Here is an 18,856-nt window from a genome sequence, read left to right as displayed (position 1 = left end):
TGATTCAACTGACTGTTCATCAAAAAAAGAAGATATGCAAAATTTTGAAATTTTGATATAATAGAACTATCAAAAAGTAAAGGAATGATTGGTATGAACGCAATCACAGCTCACAGCTCACAGCTCACAGCTCACAGCTCACAGCTCACAGCTCACAGCTCACAGCTCACAGCTCACAGCTCACAGCTCACAGCTCACAGCTCACAGCTCACAGCTCACAGCTCACGCTGATTATGTAATCAAGCGTATTTTTTGTCAAGCCCTAAAACAGACTTTTTCACATTTTTGTGAGAAGGTCTTTTCTGTTGTTTCTCAACTCAATGAGTTGATTGTTGGAGGTGTAAAATGACGCCTCTAGCTATTGATAGAAGTTGGCAATCTGGAAATGAAAGAGCAGACAATTTATTTTTCTGGAGAAATTTCGGTTTTGATGAAAAAGATATTTTAATCGAAAATACTGATGGTATCGTTAACGGATCTCTGTTTGAATTTAAAAATAGCATTGCTGATCTTAATGCTGTGCTTACTCAAGCTATCCACTATCTGTCTAAATTAAGGATTAAAGGTGGTATTCCTATACCAAGCAAAATCGTTTTAGTTGATATTAATAAAAATCGTGCTAGTGTTTATGATGCAACTAAATATCGTTTAGAAATTTTACAAAATTATACGAATAGTGCATCAAAAAATGTAAATCAGAAGACTTTAAAAGATGCTACTAATCCTGAAAAAGTAATTGAATTTGATGTTTTTCAACCAAAGAGCCCTAAAAATCGTGAATTGCGTGAATTATTCCAAATAGACGAGTATCAAAAGTTTGAAATTGGCTTTCCAAACATTTTAGGGTGGGCGAACTACATATACCGTCACGATAAAACAACAACAAAATCTCAAATGTTTGAGATGCTCAAACAACCGTCTAATTCAATAGTCGAAAACTATATCTTACCTTGGTGTGGAGACGAAAGCGATTTTGACACCGTGATGGACGCATTAAATGACCCTGCAAATAGAAAAGATTTAGGAGCGTTTTATACACCATTACCTTATGTTAAAGAAGCAACTAAACTTGTTCGTCAAGCTATTAGCAGTCTTCCTAAAAATATGGACTATGTTATTTTGGATAGATGTGCTGGTACAGGAGCATTAGAGCATTATTTAACTGAAGAAGAGTTAGGCCATGTTATCTTGAATACTTATGAAATAAAAGAATGGCTTGTTTTGTATAACAAATATATTGGAAAGGTGAGGGCTATCATACCACCACTTTCAATTGTACAAGCAAACAAGGGGAACTTAGTAACAGGTGGGGATGCTTTAGCAGAAGAGTTTTTATCGATTCCAATGGAAACAGATGGAAAACATAATACATTACAAGAAATCATAGATGACAAAAATGTTGCGATTATTGGTTTTGAAAATCCCCCTTATTCTAGCGAATTAGCTCGGGCTCAAGAAGGAAATGTTAAATCGATAGATAAATTTAGCTATATAAGGAAATTGATGTCCGATGAATTTGTGGGTGATAGTAACCATGCAAAAGATTTGCTAAATCAATTTGTTTGGTCTTTTGAAAAATACTTTATGAGAGATGAAAACGACTATTATATTTTATTTGCTCCTGTTAAGTATTGGAAATCAGTTGGTCTAATGCAAAAAATCTTTATTAATGGTTTTCTAGCAAACAGAGGGAACTTTAAAGCACAAGAAAGTTCCGTTTTGGTAGCACTTTGGAAAAACGATCAAGATAACGAAACTGAAAGTATTACTGTAACTGCTAAAGAAATATGGAGAGATAATAAAAAATGGGGAACTGGGAAAGGAGCAGCAGTCATTGATGTACCTGAGGATGCTATTCTTAAAGATGTGAAGCATGTCACTATAAAAAAAGTATACAAAACGCTAGGAGAATACTATTCTAAAAAGTTAAAAACAGATGTGTTATCTAAAATTGCTACTGGCTACGATGGTAAAGAAGTACCATTAAAAAGCTATGGAAAACCTGTTTATAATGACAATATTTTAGCGGTTATAGAAGCCAGTGGTTTTGGTACTACTCCGCAGGACATAAGAATGACTAGAATTGCTATTTATCATGGACGAGGTAGTCAAGTTAGAACAAATAATTACGCAGAGCAAACTGCTTTATTTGTTGCCAAGCAATACCCTCAAAAAAACTGGTATGAAAGGGATATTTACTACACAACTGCTGATAAAGGGGATTTGTATACAGAGGATACAGATTTTCTTAGAAAAGCTACATTATGGACTTGTATCTCTCAAAAAAATCATTGTTTGAGCTTTGATGGTTCTGATGGAAAGTTTTATAGTAACGAAATGTGCCTAGATGAGAACTCTCTAGTTCGTAAAGAATTGGTCGAACAAGAAAAATATGGAAAACTTGATAGAGCTGACTTAATGTTGCTAGGCGTCTTTGATGAATTACTTGAACTAGCTAAAAATACTCAAGAATATAATCCAAAATACAATTATGGTACTTATCAAATTGAATTGGACATAAATACATCATACAAAGATGGTAATGATAAAAAGATATTCAACAATGAAAAAGTTAACACTAAACTAAAAGAACTTAAAACAAGGTTAGCTGATTACTATGAGAATGAGCTTGAAAGTAAATTATTTGAGTATGAACTATTGAAATAGTGAGAAGACGATTTCCAAACGGAAATCGTCTTTTTCGATATTGTTGAAATACTACATTTTGTGGTTGGTTTAAACTGGTATATAGTTCCCTTTTATTTAACTGCTTGTGGTTTGCGTAGGTAACCATAGACCACACCACTTACGATTGCTCCTACCAAAACAGAAACGAGGTAAAGAAGAGCATTTGAAGTAAGGGCAATCACGAAGATTCCTCCGTGTGGCGCCATGAGTTTGATACCAGTAAGACCAACAAGTCCACCTGCTACTGCTGAACCAAGAATGAAGCTTGGGATAGCACGTGCTGGGTCAGCGGCACCAAATGGAATTGCTCCCTCGGTGATAAATGACAATCCCATGATAATATTTGTCAAACCAGAGTTGCGTTCTTCTTTGGTAAATTTACCTTTAAAGAGAAGAGTTGCGACAAAAATAGCAAGTGGTGGAACCATTCCTCCAGCCATAACTGCCGCCATAGCTACAGAACCACCTGAAGAAACAGTCGCTGCAAGCGTACCTGTACCAAAGACATAGGCAGCTTTGTTGACTGGTCCACCCATGTCGACAGCCATCATTCCACCAAGAACGATACCAAGAAGGACAGCTGAACCTCCTCCAAGACCACCTAGGAAGTCATTCATAGCAGTGTTGATTGCTGCCATTGGGATGTTAACAGCTAGCATGACAAATCCTGTCAAGATTGTTCCAAGAAGTGGCAAGAGAAGAATTGACTTAGCACCTTCAAGTGAACGAGGAACTTTAACGTATTTCTTAATAGCAAGAACTAAAGCACCTGCGATAAATCCACCAACAAGGGCACCTAGGAAACCAGATGAGACACCTGCAAGAGTTGAAGTTGCTTCACCACCTGCGGCATAAGGAATTTTACCAAAGGCAAAACCTTCTTTGGCAATAGCACCAGCCACGAAACCTGCTACCAAACCTGGTTTTTCAGCGATAGAGTAGGCAACATAACCTGCAAAAACTGGGAGCATCAAGCCAAAGGCTGCACCACCAATTTTCATGAACATAGAAGCTAGTTCATGGTAAGAACCAAGATTGCCAAGATTTTCATTTGGAACACCCAAAGCACCGTCAATCAAGAAGGCAAGGGCAATCATGATACCACCGCCAATAACAAATGGTAACATTTGAGATACACCACTCATCAAGTGTTTGTAGAAGGCACCACCAAGGCTTTGTTTTTCGTTAGAGACAGTTGCAGCTTTTGCACCATTAGCGGCACGGTAGACTTCAGCATCTCCTGAAAGAGCCAAGTTAATTAACTCTTCTGTCTTACGGATACCGTCAGCAACTGGACGATTGATCAATGGTTTACCATCAAAACGATCCATCTCAACTGCCTTGTCTGCAGCGATGATAACAGCTTTAGCCTTGCGGATGTCCTCAGCAGTTAGTTGGTTTCCAACACCGCTAGCACCGTTGGTTTCGACCTTAATTCCAACACCCATTTCAGCAGCCACTTTTTGAAGGGCTTCTTGGGCCATGTAAGTGTGGGCAATACCTGTTGTACAAGCTGTAACAGCTACGATAAAGTCACCAGTTTCATTTGCAGGCGCTTGAACAGGTTCCTCAGTTTTTTCGGAAGCTTTGTCAAAAAGTTCGATAACTTGGTCAGCTGATGTTGCTTGACGAAGTTTGTCAGCAAAACCGTCTTTCATCAAGTATTGAGACAATTCTGCCAAGGCTGCTAAATGAGTGTCATTAGCACCTTCTGGAGCCGCAATCATAAAGAAAAGGTCAGTTGGTTGCCCATCCAAGCTCTCGTAGTCAACACCCTTGTTTGACTTGGCAAAGAGAACTGTCGCTTCTTTTACTGCAGCATTTTTGCTGTGAGGCATTGCGATACCATCACCCAAACCAGTAGAAGTCAAAGCTTCACGCGCTAAGATGCCTTCTTTAAAGATTTCAAAATCTGTCACATAACCGTGGTCTGTCAAACTTTTAATCATCTCGTCGATGACAGCTGTTTTTTCAGTCGCCTGCAAATCCAGCAACATGACATCTTTTCTCAATAGGTCTTGAATTTTCATCGTTTTTCTACCTCAACTTTTTCATATGTTTCTTTAATAAATTCTGCTGTTGCCAAGTCATCTGAGAAGGTCGTTGCTGTTCCACAAGCAACTCCCCATTTGAAGGCTTCTACTGCGTCTTTTGATTTGACAAATTCACCTGTGAAACCAGCAACCATAGAATCACCAGCTCCAACTGAATTTTTGACTGTTCCCTTGATAGGTTTAGCAAAGTAAGCTCCCTCAGATGTGACAAGAAGGGCACCGTCACCAGCCATAGAGATAATGACGTTTTGAGCACCTTTAGCCAGTAACTCACGAGCGTATTTCTCAATTTCATCTAAACTTTCGAGTTTAACCCCAAAAATTGCTCCAAGTTCATGATTATTTGGTTTAACCAAGAGCGGTTGGTATTCTAAACTATCAATCAAGGTCTGTCCTTCAAAGTCACAAACCACTTGCGCACCCGTCTGACGCGTCAAGGCAATCAAATCCTTATAGATAGCATTGCCTAGATTTTTAGCACTTGAACCCGCAAATACAACCGTGTCTTCTGCAGTCAAACTAGACAAAATAGCTTTCAACTCTTCTAACTGGGCTGGTTCCACATTTGGACCCGTTCCGTTGATTTCTGTCTCTTGGTCTGCTTTGATTTTAACATTGATACGAGTATCTTCTGCCACTTGGACAAAACGCGTCTCGATTTCTTCATCAGCCAAAGTATCTGTGATAAATTCACCAGTAAAACCTCCGATAAATCCAGTCGCTGTATTTGGAATATCCAAACGTTTCAAGACACGACTGACATTGATTCCTTTCCCACCAGCAAACTTATCATCACTATCCATTCGATTGACACTACCGACTTGGACTTGGTCCAAACGAACGATATAATCAATAGATGGATTGAGTGTGACTGTATAAATCATACTTCTATTACCTCCGTTTTCTCCTTAATAGCCTGCAAGAGCTCATGCCCTTGACTTGTAATAACAATAGCTCGTTTGAGTGGTGCTACCTTGGCAAAGCAAGTTTGTCCAATTTTTGACGAATCGACCAAGACATAGGTCTGTTTGGCATTCTCCAAAATAGCACGCTTCACAGCTCCCTCTTCCATATCAGGAGTCGTATAATAGCCATCGTCCACACCATTCATCCCGATAAAGGCACGGTCAAAGTGCAATTGGTTAATTTGGTTAAGAGCAACGCCCCCGATGCTAGCATCCGTCGCCATCTTGACACTACCTCCAACCATGACAGTTGGAATCTGCTTTTCAACCAACTGAGCAGCATGGTGAATCGAGTTGGTCACGACTGTAACATTCTTATTGACCAATTCATGGATCAAAAAAGCAGTTGTTGTTCCAGCATCAATAAAGATGACATCTTGTTCCTTGATGAGAGAGGCCGCCTTCTGAGCTAGCAACTTCTTCTCTTGAAGGTTTTTGACAGATTTTTCTTGAATGGTTTCTTCTTCCTGCAAGGAATGGGGCAATTCTGCTCCACCATGCACGCGACGAAGCTTGTTTTCCGCTTCCAACTCATCCAAATCTCTTCGAACCGTTGATTCTGACGTTTCTAGCAAACTAACTAATTTCTCTAGAGAAACTACATGATGTTGATTTAACTCCTCTAAAATCAGTTGTTTCCGCTCTGTTTTTAACACCGAATCACCTCCTGTTATCGTTTACACTATTCATTCTATCACACTCTCTTTCAAAGTCAAGCATTTTTTATCATTTTCTTTCAAATTCTATCATTTTTCTCATTTCCAGAATTTTTATTGCAAGATAAGAGGCTTTATGGTAGACTATTTGAGTAAGCATTGGAAGATTACTCAAGAGGCTTAAGAGGCCGTGTTGGAAACGCGGTAGGCGTGTAACAGCGTGCGTGGGTTCGAATCCCATGTCTTCCGTTTATTTTAAAAAAGATACCCAAGAAATCTTGGGTATCTTTTTTCTTATATGCTTGTTTTATAACTCGGGTGAATTTCTTAGAAAATATCAAATAACAATTTCACATTGAGAATTGTTAAGATAATGGAAACGATATAGCCAAGGATGGTATTCCATTTGGCATTGGTAAATTCTCCCATCAGTGATTTCTTAGAAGTTAGATAAATCAGTGGGAAGATTGAAAATGGAAGAGCAATCGAAAGAAAGACTTGTGAATAAACCAATAACTGATCCAATGTTTTTTCCTGATGACCAAACAGAACCGCTACAATCATGACAGGCAACAAGGCAAAGAGACGAGTTGCCAAACGAATGAACCATTGAGGTAATCTCATATGCAAGAAACCTTCCATAACGATTTGTCCAGTCAAGGTACCCGTAATTGTCGAATTTTGACCACTGGCTAATAAAGCCAAGGCAAACAAGGTTGATAAGGTCGAGCTAGCTATAGCTCCTGCAATAGTAGAATCCTGCAAGGCATTATACATTTGAGAGAAGGCAGAAATCTCAGATGCATGGCCGAAAAAGAGAGCCGCCCCGAGAATTAATAGAAGGGAGTTAACCACAAAGGCCAAGGATAATTGGAGATTTGAATCCCAGGTCATAAAGCGCACGGCTTTTCGAACATCATTCTTGTCCTTGTGATTGATTTTCCGAGTTTGAGACAAGGAAGAATGCAAATAGAGGTTATGGGGCATAACCGTTGCTCCCACGATCCCTAGTGCCAAGGTTAATTGACTTTCATGCCCTGGCAAGGGACTTTCAAATAAGGTTGCATTCGGTAGATAACCCTCAACGATTCCTTGGAAGCTTGGATGTGACAAAGCTACCAGATAGGTAAAAATTGCTAGAATGGTTAAAATCAGTGTTGTCACAATAGCTTCAATCTTCTTAAAGCCAAATTTCATCAGAAGCAATAAGAGAAAAACATCCAACACGGTCAAGAGAATTGCTATCATAATCGGAATCTTAAAGAGAAGATTGAGAGCAATCGCTGAACCTAGAACTTCTGCCAGATCTGTCGCCATCAAGGCTAATTCTAAAATCACCCATAGACTATAACGAAGCCATTTAGGTGAATGATGAGCCGTTGCTTGAGCCAGGTCCATCTGGGTTACAATACCAAGCTTTCCTGCCATCTGCTGAAGTTGCATGGCAATGAGAGATGAAATCAAGATAACAAACAAGAGACTATACTTATAGGAAGCACCACCGACTACACTGGTAATCCAGTTTCCTGGATCCATATAACCAACTGCGACAAGAGCACCCGGACCTAAAAAGGCATTTAAATTTTGCCAGAAATGATTGTTATTTGGAGTATCGATAGATTGATTAATCTCAGAGAGTGACACTTTTTTATGAGAAGACATAGATACTTACCTCTTTCTAAACCTACTTTTTCATTATTTTCTATTAGAGAAAAATAAGATTGACTTTAAACTATTAAAACAATGAAAACTATATGAAAAACATTTAGTTTTTTCATTATTTTTCTTAAGGCACCTTAATATTTTTCTTAAGGCACCTTAATATTTTTCTTAAGGCACCTTAATTATAACACAAAAAATGAAAACTATATGAAAAACATTTAGTTTTTTCATTATTTTTCTTAAGGCACCTTAATTATAACAGAAAATATGATAAAAACTTAAGAAAATTCAGGACTTGCTTTAATATTTAGGATACAACTGAAAATTGTATCCTTTTTGTAAAAAAGAATACCAAGGAATACCAAAGAACAAAATAAAAAACGCTGTAAGTACAACGTTTTGGAAAGGAATGCAAAATAATAATGGAGCCGGTGGGAGTCGAACCCACGTCCAAACATCTGCTAACATATTTGTCTACAACCATAGGTTATGTATTGTTTTAACAGCTCCTCGACACATAACTCAAGCCTAGGAACTGCGAGCCTATAAATCTCTTACCAAACTGCTAGACAAAGTTTGATCGTATCTCGCTAATAATAAGACCTGTCATTGAACACGAGCAATCCAAATCGGGTCACGCCTGCTGGTTTTTAGGCAGCTAGAGCGTAAGAAGTGTTATTTTTTGCAGTTATATTTAACTGAGCGTTTACGTCGCCACACGAGTCGCAAAATATGCCTCATAATGCCTGTCGAATCCGTAACGACCCCAAAAGACAACAAAACCATTATACCTTATCTAACTCAAAAATGCAAAAAGGAAAGCAATTAACTACAAAAGATAGTCTTTCAAAGATTTTGTCAAAATCTGATAACCAGCAACACTGAGATGCAGTCCATCAGTTGTATATTCTTTTTTGAGTTGACCTACTTGGTCTGTCAAACTATCAAAAACTGGCACAAATTCTACCTGCATATAGGCTGAAGCAAGCTCTCGATAGGCTTGATTCCATTTCTGGATTTTTTCATTCGTGCGGATATAGACTGTCTGCTTGTACTCCTCTCCCTCATTGACTGGCAAAATGGAAAGCAATTTAATCTCAGTCAATGGATAATCGCGAGTAATGGATTGTATGATAGCTTCGAGATTATTGAGAGCCTCATTCACAGGCACATCTTTTCCGATATCATTTGTCCCAATCAAAAGGACAATTTTATCTACTGCTCCACCATAAAGATGCGCATCAAGATTTTCTAATAACAGCCCTGTCTGATAGCCACGAATTCCTCGATTGACAATCGTCTTTGAAGTCCCAAATAGTTCCTGCAGAGGATAGTATTCGACAATGGAATCCCCAATAAAAAGAATGTCTGGCTCTACAACAGAAACCTGATTTAAGTGACGATACTTGGTTTGGATTTTTTCTTGTTCCTTTAGTAACCAATTTTCTAATAACTGTACTGCCACTTCATTCTCCTTTTTCTAACCAGTTTTCCAAGACTTGATAAACTCCGCCTTGGCTGTTGGCTGGTGCTAGAGCAGTAGCCACAGCTTTGGCTTTATCATCAGCATTTTCCATCGCATAGGCAATTCCAGCCATTTCAAGCATTTCAACATCATTTTCACTGTCACCAAAAGCCATGATTTGTTGGGGAGTCAAGTCCCAACGCTTGAGTAATTCTTCCAAGCCCCATGCTTTATGAATTCCAGCTTGAAGGATATCAATGCAACCATAGCCACTCGATACAGCCCGAACGCGGCCATCAAAGAGGTCATTGATTTCTTCCAAAACCGAACTCAAACGTTCCTCACCAACAACCATACTCATCTTGAGAACACCACCAAAGAGGTCAGAGGTTAATTCATCCACAAATTGCATCCGTTGGTAGAATTTTTCAATCATTTCTGGAGTCATAAAACTTTCAAGGTCTGTAAAAATCGTACCTTCTTTGACGAAACCACCCTTCATCCCCGTTACAACAAACTGATCCTGACACGATCGACCCTCGAAATAAGCCAAGGCCTTATCGACAATGACATCATCCCAAGTCTGAGCCTGAATCAGTTCATTGTTTTCAAAAATACGAGCACCGTTGGCAACCACCAGAACCACTCGATCCACCAAGTGCTCCAGTAGTTGCCTCATACGGTGAATTTCATTGCCCGTAGCGATGACAAAACGAACGCCCCTTTGATCCAACTGATCTAAAATCTTTTCCAAGCGTGGGAGATCAAGCTGGCCTCTAGCATCCAGCAAGGTCCCATCCATATCTGTCGCAATTACTTTAATCGTCATTTACTTTCCTCTGAATTCAAGCTAATCCCACTTCAATCCTACATGTTCGTTCATTTCTTTATAGGCTGCATCAATTCGTTCCTTAGTCGCTTCATCTAACTGATCACGATGACTGCCACCCTCGATAAAATCTTCTAAGATATAGGTTTGATAATGATATAGGGGATATCCTTCTGGTGAAAAGGTTCCCTTTGGTGTTCGATTGACCCAAGTTGGATGAGCTTTAGCTGTGTCAATAGTTGTTTTTCCACCTTTTTTCTTGACAGTTACATCCATAAGAACACCACGCTCTGTCCACTTCGCATTGTCTACACCAGTCATTGTTTCAATACGTTGGTTAGAAATAAAGTTTCCCATAGAATAGATGATAAGTTTTTTCTCTCCATCTTTTTCAACAGTCTCTGATGGCTCAACTACGTGTGGATGGCCTCCAAAGATAATATCCGCTCCCCATTCAATCATCTTGTGGTACAAAACCTTTTGCTCTTCAGTCGGTTCTATGCGATACTCAACCCCCATCTGAGGCATGATAACAGTAATGTCCGCTTCCTTCTCTGCACGCTCAATTTCAGCCTTCATCTTATCTTCGTTTAGGTCTGAAAGATAGCGGTTATAATCTTCTTGAGAAATACTTTGCTCAATTCCATTAAATCCATAAGAATAAGCCAAAAGTGCAACCTTGATACCGTTCACTTCCTTGATAACGAGCGGAGCTTGATCACGTGACTCGTGCGTATAAACTCCAATAGGTGTCATTCCTGCCTTTTCAATTGCATCTGCCGTTGAAATAACTCCTTCAATTTGAGAATCTAAAACATGATTATGGGCTAAATCTAAAACATGATACCCAGCATCTTTAATAGCATCCATTACTTGACCAGGAGCATTAAATAAAGGATAGCCAGCTAGATAATGATCTTTATTAATGGTCCCTTCAAAATCACCTATTGCCAAATCTGCCTGCTTAAGCCAAGGAGTTACGTATTCAAAATTCTCATGAAAATCATAGCTGCCATCTTCCTTTTTAGCTGACATATAGATAATATCATGGTAAAGTAAATCTCCATGGGCCATAATACGAGCACTTGTTTCTTCTTCCTGATCTTTAGATTTTTGATTTGTCTTATTTGCTTCTTTAGAAATGGCATCCTTTTTTTGACTGGTCAAGGGGATTCCTTGGAAACTTTCAAACAGCAAGACCAAGCCCATTGATAAAGCAACTGCTAGCAAGAGTATCGCCACAAATCCCTTATTACTCCACTTGCGATAACTCCTAAAAAAGTTTACAAAGCCTCTCACAAAGCGAAAAACTGGTCCACGTTTATGTCTATCTTGTCTTCTTTGCATCTCCATTCTCCCTACTTTCTAATGCAAGCCTTTTCTTTTTATTATATCACAGATAAGTAATTCTTTCACAATTGAATCGAACCTACTAGGCATTTTCTATAAAAGCTCGATGCCGTAATGCTTTCAATCCTTGTCATTTTGTGATATCATGTAGAGGTAATGAAAGGAGAGAAAATGTCTGCAATAGAACGTATTACAAAAGCTGCTCACTTAATTGATATGAACGATATTATCCGCGAGGGGAATCCGACGCTTCGCGCAGTTGCTGAGGAAGTCACTTTCCCCTTGTCTGATCAGGAAATCATCCTAGGCGAAAAGATGATGCAATTCCTCAAACATTCCCAAGATCCCGTAATGGCTGAAAAAATGGGACTCCGCGGTGGGGTTGGACTGGCTGCTCCTCAATTAGATATCTCAAAACGCATTATCGCTGTTTTGGTACCAAATATTGTTGAAGAAGGTGAAACTCCAGAGGAAGCCTACGACTTACAAGCCATTATGTACAATCCAAAAATCGTCTCTCACTCGGTTCAAGACGCTGCTCTTGGCGAAGGAGAAGGCTGCCTCTCTGTTGACCGCAACGTACCTGGCTATGTAGTTCGCCATGCCCGCGTTACGGTTGACTACTTTGACAAGGATGGAGAAAAACACCGTATCAAACTCAAAGGCTACAACTCCATCGTTGTTCAGCATGAAATTGACCACATCAACGGCATCATGTTTTACGATCGTATCAATGAAAAAGACCCATTTGCAGTTAAAGATGGTTTACTAATTCTAGAATAAAGAAAATCCCGTTGCAAGACGGGGTTTTGTGTTATAATAGAGGCATGAAAACAAATGATATTGTCTATGGCGTCCACGCCGTTACCGAAGCCCTCCTTGCAAACACAGGAAACAAACTCTACCTCCAAGAAGATCTCCGAGGTAAGAATGTTGAGAAAGTCAAGGAACTGGCTACAGAAAAGAAGGTGTCCATTTCTTGGACCTCAAAAAAATCCCTCTCTGAGATGACTGAAGGTGCTGTCCACCAAGGTTTTGTTCTACGAGTATCTGAATTTGCCTATAGCGAGCTAGATCACATTCTTGCCAAAACACGCCAAGAAGAAAATCCTTTGCTATTAATTCTGGACGGGTTAACTGATCCTCACAACTTAGGCTCCATCTTAAGAACCGCCGATGCGACCAATGTTTCAGGTGTCATCATTCCCAAACACCGTGCTGTCGGTGTTACTCCTGTCGTTGCCAAAACGGCCACAGGTGCTATTGAGCACGTTCCAATCGCTCGAGTGACCAATCTAAGTCAAACTCTAAACAAACTCAAGGATGAAGGTTTCTGGACCTTTGGAACGGATATGAATGGGACTCCTTGCCATAAATGGAATACAAAAGGGAAAATCGCCCTCATCATCGGAAATGAAGGAAAAGGCATCTCTAGCAACATCAAAAAACAGGTTGATGAGATGATTACTATTCCTATGAATGGCCATGTTCAAAGCCTTAATGCCAGTGTTGCTGCAGCCATTCTCATGTACGAAGTTTTCCGAAATAGACTATAAAAAAAGTTTCCAGTCATCTGATTGGAAACTTTTTTATGATTAACTATGTTCGGTGATAAACTTATAAGCTTCTTGACCAGCGATAGCTCCATCTCCAACTGCTGTTGTTACTTGGCGGAGGTCTTTCAAGCGAACATCTCCAACTGCAAAGATACCGTCAACTGCAGTTTTCATGTGGTTATCTGTCACAATCCATCCAGCCTGATCTTGGATATTCAATTCTTTAACAAAATCGCTAAGAGGGTCCAATCCAACATAGATAAAGACACCACCAAAGGCTTGTTCTGTCACTTGACCTGTTTTCACATTTTCAAATACGACAGATTCTACTCGGTTTTCGCCCTTGATTTCCTTCACTACAGAATCCCAGATAAAGCTGACTTTCTCATTCGCAAAGGCGCGGTCTTGTAAAACCTTTTGAGCACGAAGTTGGTCACGACGGTGAACAACGGTCACAGTCTTAGCAAAACGAGTCAAGAAGAGGGCTTCTTCAACAGCTGAATCTCCACCACCGACTACCAACAAATCTTGGTCACGGAAGAAAGCACCATCACACACGGCACAGTAAGAAACACCACGACTGTTCAGTTCTTCTTCTCCAGGTACTCCCAAAGGACGGTGTTTAGAGCCAGTCGCTACGATAACTGTACGTGTCTCATATGTTTGGTCATCAGTCATCACTGTTTTAAAATCACCATGGTCTTCTACATTTTCAACATAACCATAAATGTGCTCAACACCAAGATTTTCAAGCGGTTCAAACATTTTTTCTGCCAATTCTGGCCCACTAATATTAGCGTATCCTGGGTAATTTTCAATATCAGATGTATTATTCATCTGACCACCTGGCAGACCACCTTCAATAAGAGCAACTTTCAGATTGCTTCGAGCAGCATACAAGGCTGCAGTCATCCCTGCAGGTCCAGCACCGATAATAATAGTATCGTACATATAGATTCCTTCTTTCTTGTTGTAACTATCTTTATTCTAACTCTTTCTTGTCAATCAAGCAAGGATTATGCTTTGAAAACAAGAATTAAACTCATAACCGCAAAGGATAATACTGGAACAACCAAGACCCCAATCATAATCATATCATAGAGATGGGCTTGGCGAGCCTTGGCTGTCTTATCAACTCCCGACACGGCTCTCAGTCCAATCCAAATCCCTAAAAAAATCAGGACGATGATGGTGGTCAAGATCAAACTCTCGAAATATAAAGAAAATAGTTGCAGTAGCATGATTTCTCTCATTTCTATCTTTTTTAAAGAGTAAACTCAGCTAGTCCAGCTAACTGAGTTTTCCTTTATCTATTATATCAAATATAAGTCCGTTTGTAACTAGCGAAGAATTCTTTTGTCCGCTCTTCTTTAGGATGGTGGATAATCTCATCCGGTGTTCCAGACTCAATGATTTTCCCCTTATCTAAGAAGAGAATCTTATCAGCTACTTGGGCTACAAAGGACATGTCATGACTGACCAAAATCATGGTTTGACCTGACTTAGCAGCATCTGCAATAGACTTCTCTACTTCACCGACCAATTCTGGGTCAAGAGCTGAAGTTGGTTCGTCTAAGAGCAAGACATCTGGTTTCATGGCAAGAGCACGCGCCAAGGCAACCCGTTGCTTCTGTCCACCTGATAAATGGCGAGGGTAATGGTTTTCACGGTCCGAAAGCCCAACCTTAGCCAACTCTTCCTTGGCAATCTTAGTCGCTTCTTGGTCAGACAATTTCTTGACAACAACCAAGCCTTCTTTTACATTATCAAGTGCTGTTCGGCGTTCAAACAAATTAAACTGTTGGAAAACCATAGACAGCTTACGGCGTAGGGCAAGGATTTCTTCTTGAGTGATTTTAGAAAAATCGACTGAAAAATCATCAATCTGAATAGAGCCACTGTCAGGTGTTTCAAGATAATTGAGACTACGAAGAAAAGTTGATTTTCCAGCTCCTGAAGAACCAATCAAGGCTACAACTTCCCCTTTTTGAATATCCAAGTCCAGATGATCCAAGACAGTCTGTCCTGAAAAGGATTTGCTTAAATTCGAAATCTTAATCATTAACGAAGGTCTCCTTTCACATCTGTTTGCACTGTATCGGGTGCAGAAATAGCCATTTTTCTCTCGATGAAACGACCGAGGCTTTCAATTCCGATATTGACTACCCAATAAACAAGGGCAACGGAGATGAAGCGCTCAAAGTAACGATAATCAGCTCCACCCAGAATCTGAGCTTGGGCAAAGACTTCCACAACACCCGCACTAAAGGCTAGGGACGTGCCCTTGGTCAAGCCGATTAGGGAGTTAATTAAGGTTGGAGTCGCCACAACTGCTGCATTTGGAATAATCACGCGACGATAAACTTGCGCTCGGGTCATCCCCAAACTACGTGCCGCCTCAATCTCACCAGGATTGACTGAGAGAATGGCTGCACGAATGGTTTCACTAGCATAAGCTGCCTCATTAAAGGCAAAGGCGACAATCGCAAAAACAGCCGCTGGAATAGCATTGATATTGAAACCAGTTCCCCATTGCTGATTGAGAGCTTTCAAAGCCAAAGGAATTCCGTAGTAAGTCAACATAAGTTGGACCAAAATCGGTGTCCCTTTTAAGAAACTAACAAAGAAGGCCTGCAAGGGATATAAAATCTTGACACGATTGATTTTCACAATGGCAAAAAGAAGCGCCAAAACCAAGCCAAAAAGGGCACCACCAATTGTCAACATAATCGTTGTTGGAAGTTGTTGGACAATTCTTGGAATTCCATCAAAGACCGAACGCAAGCTAAAAAGCTTGCCATCCGGAATCAATTGCATCAAGTTTTGGTACCAATCTGATGCTAAAATCGTTGTAACATTCATAAAAACATCCTCTCCTGATAATGATTCATTCTACCATACTTCTGCCGTCAATGAAATTATTTGCTACGGTCAGATACAGACTTTGTCCACCTACTAGTTTATCATACTTTGAAACAGGGAGGCTATATATTTTATCTATCAAAGAGATAGATAAAAACTATTTCAATCCCAATTCTTCATAGGGTTTTCGATAACCGATTTGCTTAACAGTTTCATTTTCTACTAAAATGGGGCGTTTTAACAACATACCGTCACTTGCTAGCAACTCAGCCGCTTCTTGGTTTGACAGGCTTCCTACCTTATCTTTCAGCCCTAATTCACGGTATTTGATCCCACTGGTGTTGAAAAATTGCTTCAACTCAAAACCCGAGGTTTCTAGCCAGTTTAAAATGACTTCTTGGCTAGGTGTTTCTTCAACGATGTGAACAGCTTTATAGTCCACTCCTAATTGATTTAATTCTTGTTTTGCTTTTTTACAAGTTGAACATTTTGGATATTCGATAAATTCTAACATGTCTTTCACTTTCTATTTTATATCTTTAAAATCTACGCCTTCATGCTCCAAGAGCCAAGCTTTCTTTTCCACTCCTGCAGCATAACCTGTCAGACGCTTGCCTGCTCCTAGCACACGATGACAAGGTACTAGGATAGACCAAGGATTGCGCCCCACTGCTCCACCAATTGCTTGAGCAGAATCCACTTGCAGGTCTTGGGCTATTTGTCCATAGGTCACTGTCTGGCCATAAGGAATTCCCTGTAAATAGGACCAAACTCGCTTTTCAAAATCCGTTCCGATTGAAGCCAAGGGCAAGTCGGATAAATCCTGAGGCTTGACTTTAAAGTAAGCATCTAAACAAGCAATAACTGGGTCTAAAATGGGATGACTAACAACTTCTTCTATCGTTTCATCCCCTAGTCCCCTCTCAAAATGCTTCTGCTCCTGCACCCAAATGCCATACAAATGATAATCATCAGCTACAAGAGAAAGGGAGCCAATTGGCGAAGAATAGAGTATTTTTGCGTACTTCTTTTGCATTATTTCTTCAATTTTTGATAGGCCAAGCGTTCGCCATCAACTGGAATCTTACCAACCTGTTTAAAACCTAGTTTTTCAAAGATATGCTGCATGACCTTGTTTGCAACATGCGTATCTGAGCGAAAATCTAGATAGTCAAAACCTTCAATCAAGCCCTCTAAAAAGGTTTGAGCAACTCCCTGTCCCTGGACATCTGCTGCCACAGCAATACGGTGAAAGACTAGGTACTCTGACTCCCCAGCTTGCCAGTTGCCTTCATAAATGGCTTCATAGGCTGCCTCTGGACTCTTGGTCACAGCTGCATAAGCTAGTAGTTCTCCCTCTTCCAAGGCTACGTAGGCTTGACCTGAGATAATATCCTCAATAATAATATCAGCATTTGGATAACCATTTTGCCACTGGTCACTACCAGCATCTGCTAAACATTTTTTAGCATCCTCCATCACCTGCATGATGGCATCTACTTCATTTGGAAAAGCTAAACGAATCTCCATCTTTTCTCCTCATTTCTGACTAGTTTCTCCCATCATAGCATAATTTAAGTCTTTCTACAAGCAGTTAAAACTTGACTTTCTGTTTTTGTTATTTTATAATCTAGTTATTAAAACTAGATAAAAAGGAGTTAGAAATGAAAACTACCTTTTCCTACCCAAAATGGGCAGAAATCCCAAACATTGACCTCTATCTGGACCAGGTTTTACTCTATGTCAATCAGGTCTGCGCCCCTATCTCTCCTGATAAAGACAAGGGCCTGACAGCATCTATGGTCAACAATTATGTCAAACATGGTTACCTGACAAAGCCTGACAAGAAAAAATACCAACGCCAACAGATTGCCCGTTTGATTGCTATCACAACCCTCAAATCTGTCTTTTCTATTCAAGAAATAGCACAGACACTTAATACTCTACAAACTCAAGCAAGTTCAGACCAACTCTACGATGCTTTTGTAAACTACATGAACCAAGGAATTGACCCAGCTAACCCCATTATCCAAAGTAGCTGCCAAACCGTTAAGCTCTATCATCAAACTCTAGCCTTAATCCACCATACTGAAGAGGAGGTAATCAAATGAACACTAGTCTTAAACTCAGCAAACAACTCAGTTTTGGAGAGGAGATTGCTAATAGCGTGACCCATGCCGTAGGAGCAGTCATCATGCTCATCTTACTCCCCATTTCATCCACCTATAGTTATGAGGCACACGGATTTTTATCATCTATAGGCGTTTCCATTTTCGTTATTAGTCTCTTTCTCATGTTTCTATCATCCACCATTTATCACTCTATGGCCTATGGTTCAACCCATAAATATGTCTTGAGAATCATTGATCATTCGATGATTTATGTTGCTATTGCAGGCTCATACACGCCCGTCGTCTTGACCTTAATGAATAACTGGTTTGGCTATCTAATTATTGCCATCCAATGGGGAACGACCATCTTTGGTATTCTCTATAAAATCTTTGCTAAAAAAGTCAATGAGAAATTTAGCCTTGCTCTTTACCTGATTATGGGCTGGTTGGTTCTGGCTATCATTCCTGCCATTATCAGTCAAACAACGCCAATTTTCTGGAGTCTCATGGTAACTGGCGGACTTTGTTATACAGTTGGAGCTGGATTTTACGCCAAGAAAAAACCTTATTTCCACATGATTTGGCATCTCTTTATCCTAGCTGCATCTGCCCTCCAATACATTGCCATTGTTTATTACATGTAAAAAAGTTGAGAAAT

Annotated in this window: 19 protein-coding genes, 1 tRNA gene and 1 other RNA gene; 6 read left to right on the top strand and 15 right to left on the bottom strand. The window is 39.9% G+C overall.

Going from position 1 to position 18,856, the window contains the following annotated elements:
* Window positions 1–345: 345 nt before the first annotated feature.
* Window positions 346–2,667: a hypothetical protein gene (locus B7696_RS08190; protein WP_023947000.1), complete on the top strand. Its 2,322-nt coding sequence runs from the start codon at window positions 346–348 to the stop codon at window positions 2,665–2,667.
* A gap of 92 nt (window positions 2,668–2,759) precedes the next feature.
* Here B7696_RS08190 and B7696_RS08185 read toward each other — a convergent pair whose 3' ends face one another.
* The 3 genes from B7696_RS08185 to B7696_RS08175 are packed head-to-tail and all read right to left on the bottom strand — an operon-like array spanning window position 2,760 to window position 6,363.
* The gene (locus B7696_RS08185; protein WP_084863139.1) at window positions 2,760–4,718 is read right to left on the bottom strand and encodes a fructose-specific PTS transporter subunit EIIC; all 1,959 of its coding nucleotides are present in this window, start codon (window positions 4,716–4,718) and stop codon (window positions 2,760–2,762) included.
* A complete protein-coding gene (gene pfkB / locus B7696_RS08180; RefSeq protein WP_084863137.1) occupies window positions 4,715–5,626 on the bottom strand; it encodes a 1-phosphofructokinase in 912 nt (303 codons plus the stop codon). Before pfkB ends, B7696_RS08185 begins: the two co-directional genes overlap by 4 nt.
* Window positions 5,623–6,363, bottom strand: coding sequence for a DeoR/GlpR family DNA-binding transcription regulator (locus B7696_RS08175; protein ID WP_000920654.1), 741 nt, complete (start codon window positions 6,361–6,363; stop codon window positions 5,623–5,625). The genes pfkB and B7696_RS08175 overlap by 4 nt, the downstream gene beginning before the upstream one ends.
* A gap of 161 nt (window positions 6,364–6,524) precedes the next feature.
* Here B7696_RS08175 and B7696_RS08170 point away from each other — a divergent pair.
* Window positions 6,525–6,612, top strand: a tRNA-Ser gene (locus tag B7696_RS08170).
* A gap of 78 nt (window positions 6,613–6,690) precedes the next feature.
* On the opposite strand, the gene B7696_RS08165 is transcribed toward B7696_RS08170, so the two are convergent.
* From B7696_RS08165 to B7696_RS08145, 5 genes are all read right to left on the bottom strand, one after another.
* Window positions 6,691–8,025: an Nramp family divalent metal transporter gene (locus tag B7696_RS08165; RefSeq protein ID WP_000094601.1), complete on the bottom strand. Its 1,335-nt coding sequence runs from the start codon at window positions 8,023–8,025 to the stop codon at window positions 6,691–6,693.
* Window positions 8,026–8,445: 420 nt separating this feature from the next.
* Window positions 8,446–8,793, bottom strand: a transfer-messenger RNA (tmRNA) gene (ssrA, locus tag B7696_RS08160).
* Window positions 8,794–8,854: 61 nt separating this feature from the next.
* Window positions 8,855–9,490, bottom strand: coding sequence for an SGNH/GDSL hydrolase family protein (locus tag B7696_RS08155; protein WP_033685213.1), 636 nt, complete (start codon window positions 9,488–9,490; stop codon window positions 8,855–8,857).
* 1 nt (window position 9,491) lies between these two features.
* Complete coding sequence (locus B7696_RS08150; RefSeq protein ID WP_084863135.1) at window positions 9,492–10,319, bottom strand: HAD family hydrolase; 828 nt, start codon at window positions 10,317–10,319, stop codon at window positions 9,492–9,494.
* A gap of 21 nt (window positions 10,320–10,340) precedes the next feature.
* Entirely contained in the window at window positions 10,341–11,666 is a 1,326-nt protein-coding gene (locus B7696_RS08145) for a CapA family protein (RefSeq protein ID WP_084863133.1), read from the bottom strand.
* Window positions 11,667–11,840: 174 nt separating this feature from the next.
* Here B7696_RS08145 and def point away from each other — a divergent pair, with 174 nt between their 5' ends.
* Both def and rlmB read left to right on the top strand, forming a co-directional pair.
* The gene (def, locus tag B7696_RS08140; RefSeq protein WP_004260025.1) at window positions 11,841–12,452 is read left to right on the top strand and encodes a peptide deformylase; all 612 of its coding nucleotides are present in this window, start codon (window positions 11,841–11,843) and stop codon (window positions 12,450–12,452) included.
* 44 nt (window positions 12,453–12,496) lie between these two features.
* Window positions 12,497–13,225, top strand: coding sequence for a 23S rRNA (guanosine(2251)-2'-O)-methyltransferase RlmB (gene rlmB / locus B7696_RS08135; RefSeq protein ID WP_061864026.1), 729 nt, complete (start codon window positions 12,497–12,499; stop codon window positions 13,223–13,225).
* A 39-nt stretch (window positions 13,226–13,264) separates the two neighbouring features.
* On the opposite strand, the gene trxB is transcribed toward rlmB, so the two are convergent.
* The 7 genes from trxB to B7696_RS08100 form a co-directional block, all read right to left on the bottom strand.
* Window positions 13,265–14,176 carry a thioredoxin-disulfide reductase gene (trxB, locus tag B7696_RS08130; protein WP_084863131.1) on the bottom strand — a complete coding sequence of 304 codons (912 nt, stop codon included), beginning with the start codon at window positions 14,174–14,176 and terminating at the stop codon, window positions 13,265–13,267.
* Window positions 14,177–14,241: 65 nt separating this feature from the next.
* Window positions 14,242–14,466: a DUF4059 family protein gene (locus B7696_RS08125; protein ID WP_192856302.1), complete on the bottom strand. Its 225-nt coding sequence runs from the start codon at window positions 14,464–14,466 to the stop codon at window positions 14,242–14,244.
* A gap of 77 nt (window positions 14,467–14,543) precedes the next feature.
* Complete coding sequence (locus B7696_RS08120) at window positions 14,544–15,287, bottom strand: amino acid ABC transporter ATP-binding protein (RefSeq protein ID WP_000590965.1); 744 nt, start codon at window positions 15,285–15,287, stop codon at window positions 14,544–14,546.
* The gene (locus B7696_RS08115) at window positions 15,287–16,087 is read right to left on the bottom strand and encodes an amino acid ABC transporter permease (RefSeq protein WP_001103447.1); all 801 of its coding nucleotides are present in this window, start codon (window positions 16,085–16,087) and stop codon (window positions 15,287–15,289) included. Before B7696_RS08115 ends, B7696_RS08120 begins: the two co-directional genes overlap by 1 nt.
* 157 nt (window positions 16,088–16,244) lie before the next feature.
* On the bottom strand, window positions 16,245–16,601 hold the full coding sequence (locus B7696_RS08110; protein ID WP_038806264.1) for an arsenate reductase family protein: 357 nt from the start codon (window positions 16,599–16,601) through the stop codon (window positions 16,245–16,247).
* 12 nt (window positions 16,602–16,613) lie between these two features.
* Window positions 16,614–17,123: a methylated-DNA--[protein]-cysteine S-methyltransferase gene (locus B7696_RS08105; RefSeq protein ID WP_084863127.1), complete on the bottom strand. Its 510-nt coding sequence runs from the start codon at window positions 17,121–17,123 to the stop codon at window positions 16,614–16,616.
* Complete coding sequence (locus B7696_RS08100; RefSeq protein ID WP_084863125.1) at window positions 17,123–17,617, bottom strand: GNAT family N-acetyltransferase; 495 nt, start codon at window positions 17,615–17,617, stop codon at window positions 17,123–17,125. The genes B7696_RS08105 and B7696_RS08100 overlap by 1 nt, the downstream gene beginning before the upstream one ends.
* A gap of 134 nt (window positions 17,618–17,751) precedes the next feature.
* Between B7696_RS08100 and B7696_RS08095 the strand changes: the two genes are divergently transcribed.
* Window positions 17,752–18,198: a DUF1836 domain-containing protein gene (locus B7696_RS08095; RefSeq protein ID WP_084863123.1), complete on the top strand. Its 447-nt coding sequence runs from the start codon at window positions 17,752–17,754 to the stop codon at window positions 18,196–18,198.
* Complete coding sequence (gene trhA / locus B7696_RS08090; RefSeq protein WP_001097996.1) at window positions 18,195–18,842, top strand: PAQR family membrane homeostasis protein TrhA; 648 nt, start codon at window positions 18,195–18,197, stop codon at window positions 18,840–18,842. The genes B7696_RS08095 and trhA overlap by 4 nt, the downstream gene beginning before the upstream one ends.
* The last annotated feature ends 14 nt before the right edge of the window (window positions 18,843–18,856 follow it).

It is taken from the genome of Streptococcus mitis (genome assembly GCF_002096815.1).
Lineage (GTDB): Bacteria > Bacillota > Bacilli > Lactobacillales > Streptococcaceae > Streptococcus > Streptococcus mitis_AD.
This window is presented reverse-complemented; position numbering and strand designations above follow the sequence as displayed.

Coding starts and splice junctions, on each gene's coding strand:
- B7696_RS08185 (WP_084863139.1), bottom strand. CDS start 4,718: ATGAAAATTCAAGACCTATTGAGAAAAGATGTCATGTTGCTGGATTTG.
- pfkB (WP_084863137.1), bottom strand. CDS start 5,626: ATGATTTATACAGTCACACTCAATCCATCTATTGATTATATCGTTCGT.
- B7696_RS08150 (WP_084863135.1), bottom strand. CDS start 10,319: ATGACGATTAAAGTAATTGCGACAGATATGGATGGGACCTTGCTGGAT.
- def (WP_004260025.1), top strand. CDS start 11,841: ATGTCTGCAATAGAACGTATTACAAAAGCTGCTCACTTAATTGATATG.
- B7696_RS08145 (WP_084863133.1), bottom strand. CDS start 11,666: ATGCAAAGAAGACAAGATAGACATAAACGTGGACCAGTTTTTCGCTTT.
- B7696_RS08125 (WP_192856302.1), bottom strand. CDS start 14,466: ATGCTACTGCAACTATTTTCTTTATATTTCGAGAGTTTGATCTTGACC.
- B7696_RS08115 (WP_001103447.1), bottom strand. CDS start 16,087: ATGAATGTTACAACGATTTTAGCATCAGATTGGTACCAAAACTTGATG.
- B7696_RS08105 (WP_084863127.1), bottom strand. CDS start 17,123: ATGCAAAAGAAGTACGCAAAAATACTCTATTCTTCGCCAATTGGCTCC.
- B7696_RS08190 (WP_023947000.1), top strand. CDS start 346: ATGACGCCTCTAGCTATTGATAGAAGTTGGCAATCTGGAAATGAAAGA.
- rlmB (WP_061864026.1), top strand. CDS start 12,497: ATGAAAACAAATGATATTGTCTATGGCGTCCACGCCGTTACCGAAGCC.
- trhA (WP_001097996.1), top strand. CDS start 18,195: ATGAACACTAGTCTTAAACTCAGCAAACAACTCAGTTTTGGAGAGGAG.
- B7696_RS08110 (WP_038806264.1), bottom strand. CDS start 16,601: ATGTTAGAATTTATCGAATATCCAAAATGTTCAACTTGTAAAAAAGCA.
- B7696_RS08100 (WP_084863125.1), bottom strand. CDS start 17,617: ATGGAGATTCGTTTAGCTTTTCCAAATGAAGTAGATGCCATCATGCAG.
- B7696_RS08120 (WP_000590965.1), bottom strand. CDS start 15,287: ATGATTAAGATTTCGAATTTAAGCAAATCCTTTTCAGGACAGACTGTC.
- trxB (WP_084863131.1), bottom strand. CDS start 14,176: ATGTACGATACTATTATTATCGGTGCTGGACCTGCAGGGATGACTGCA.
- B7696_RS08165 (WP_000094601.1), bottom strand. CDS start 8,025: ATGTCTTCTCATAAAAAAGTGTCACTCTCTGAGATTAATCAATCTATC.
- B7696_RS08095 (WP_084863123.1), top strand. CDS start 17,752: ATGAAAACTACCTTTTCCTACCCAAAATGGGCAGAAATCCCAAACATT.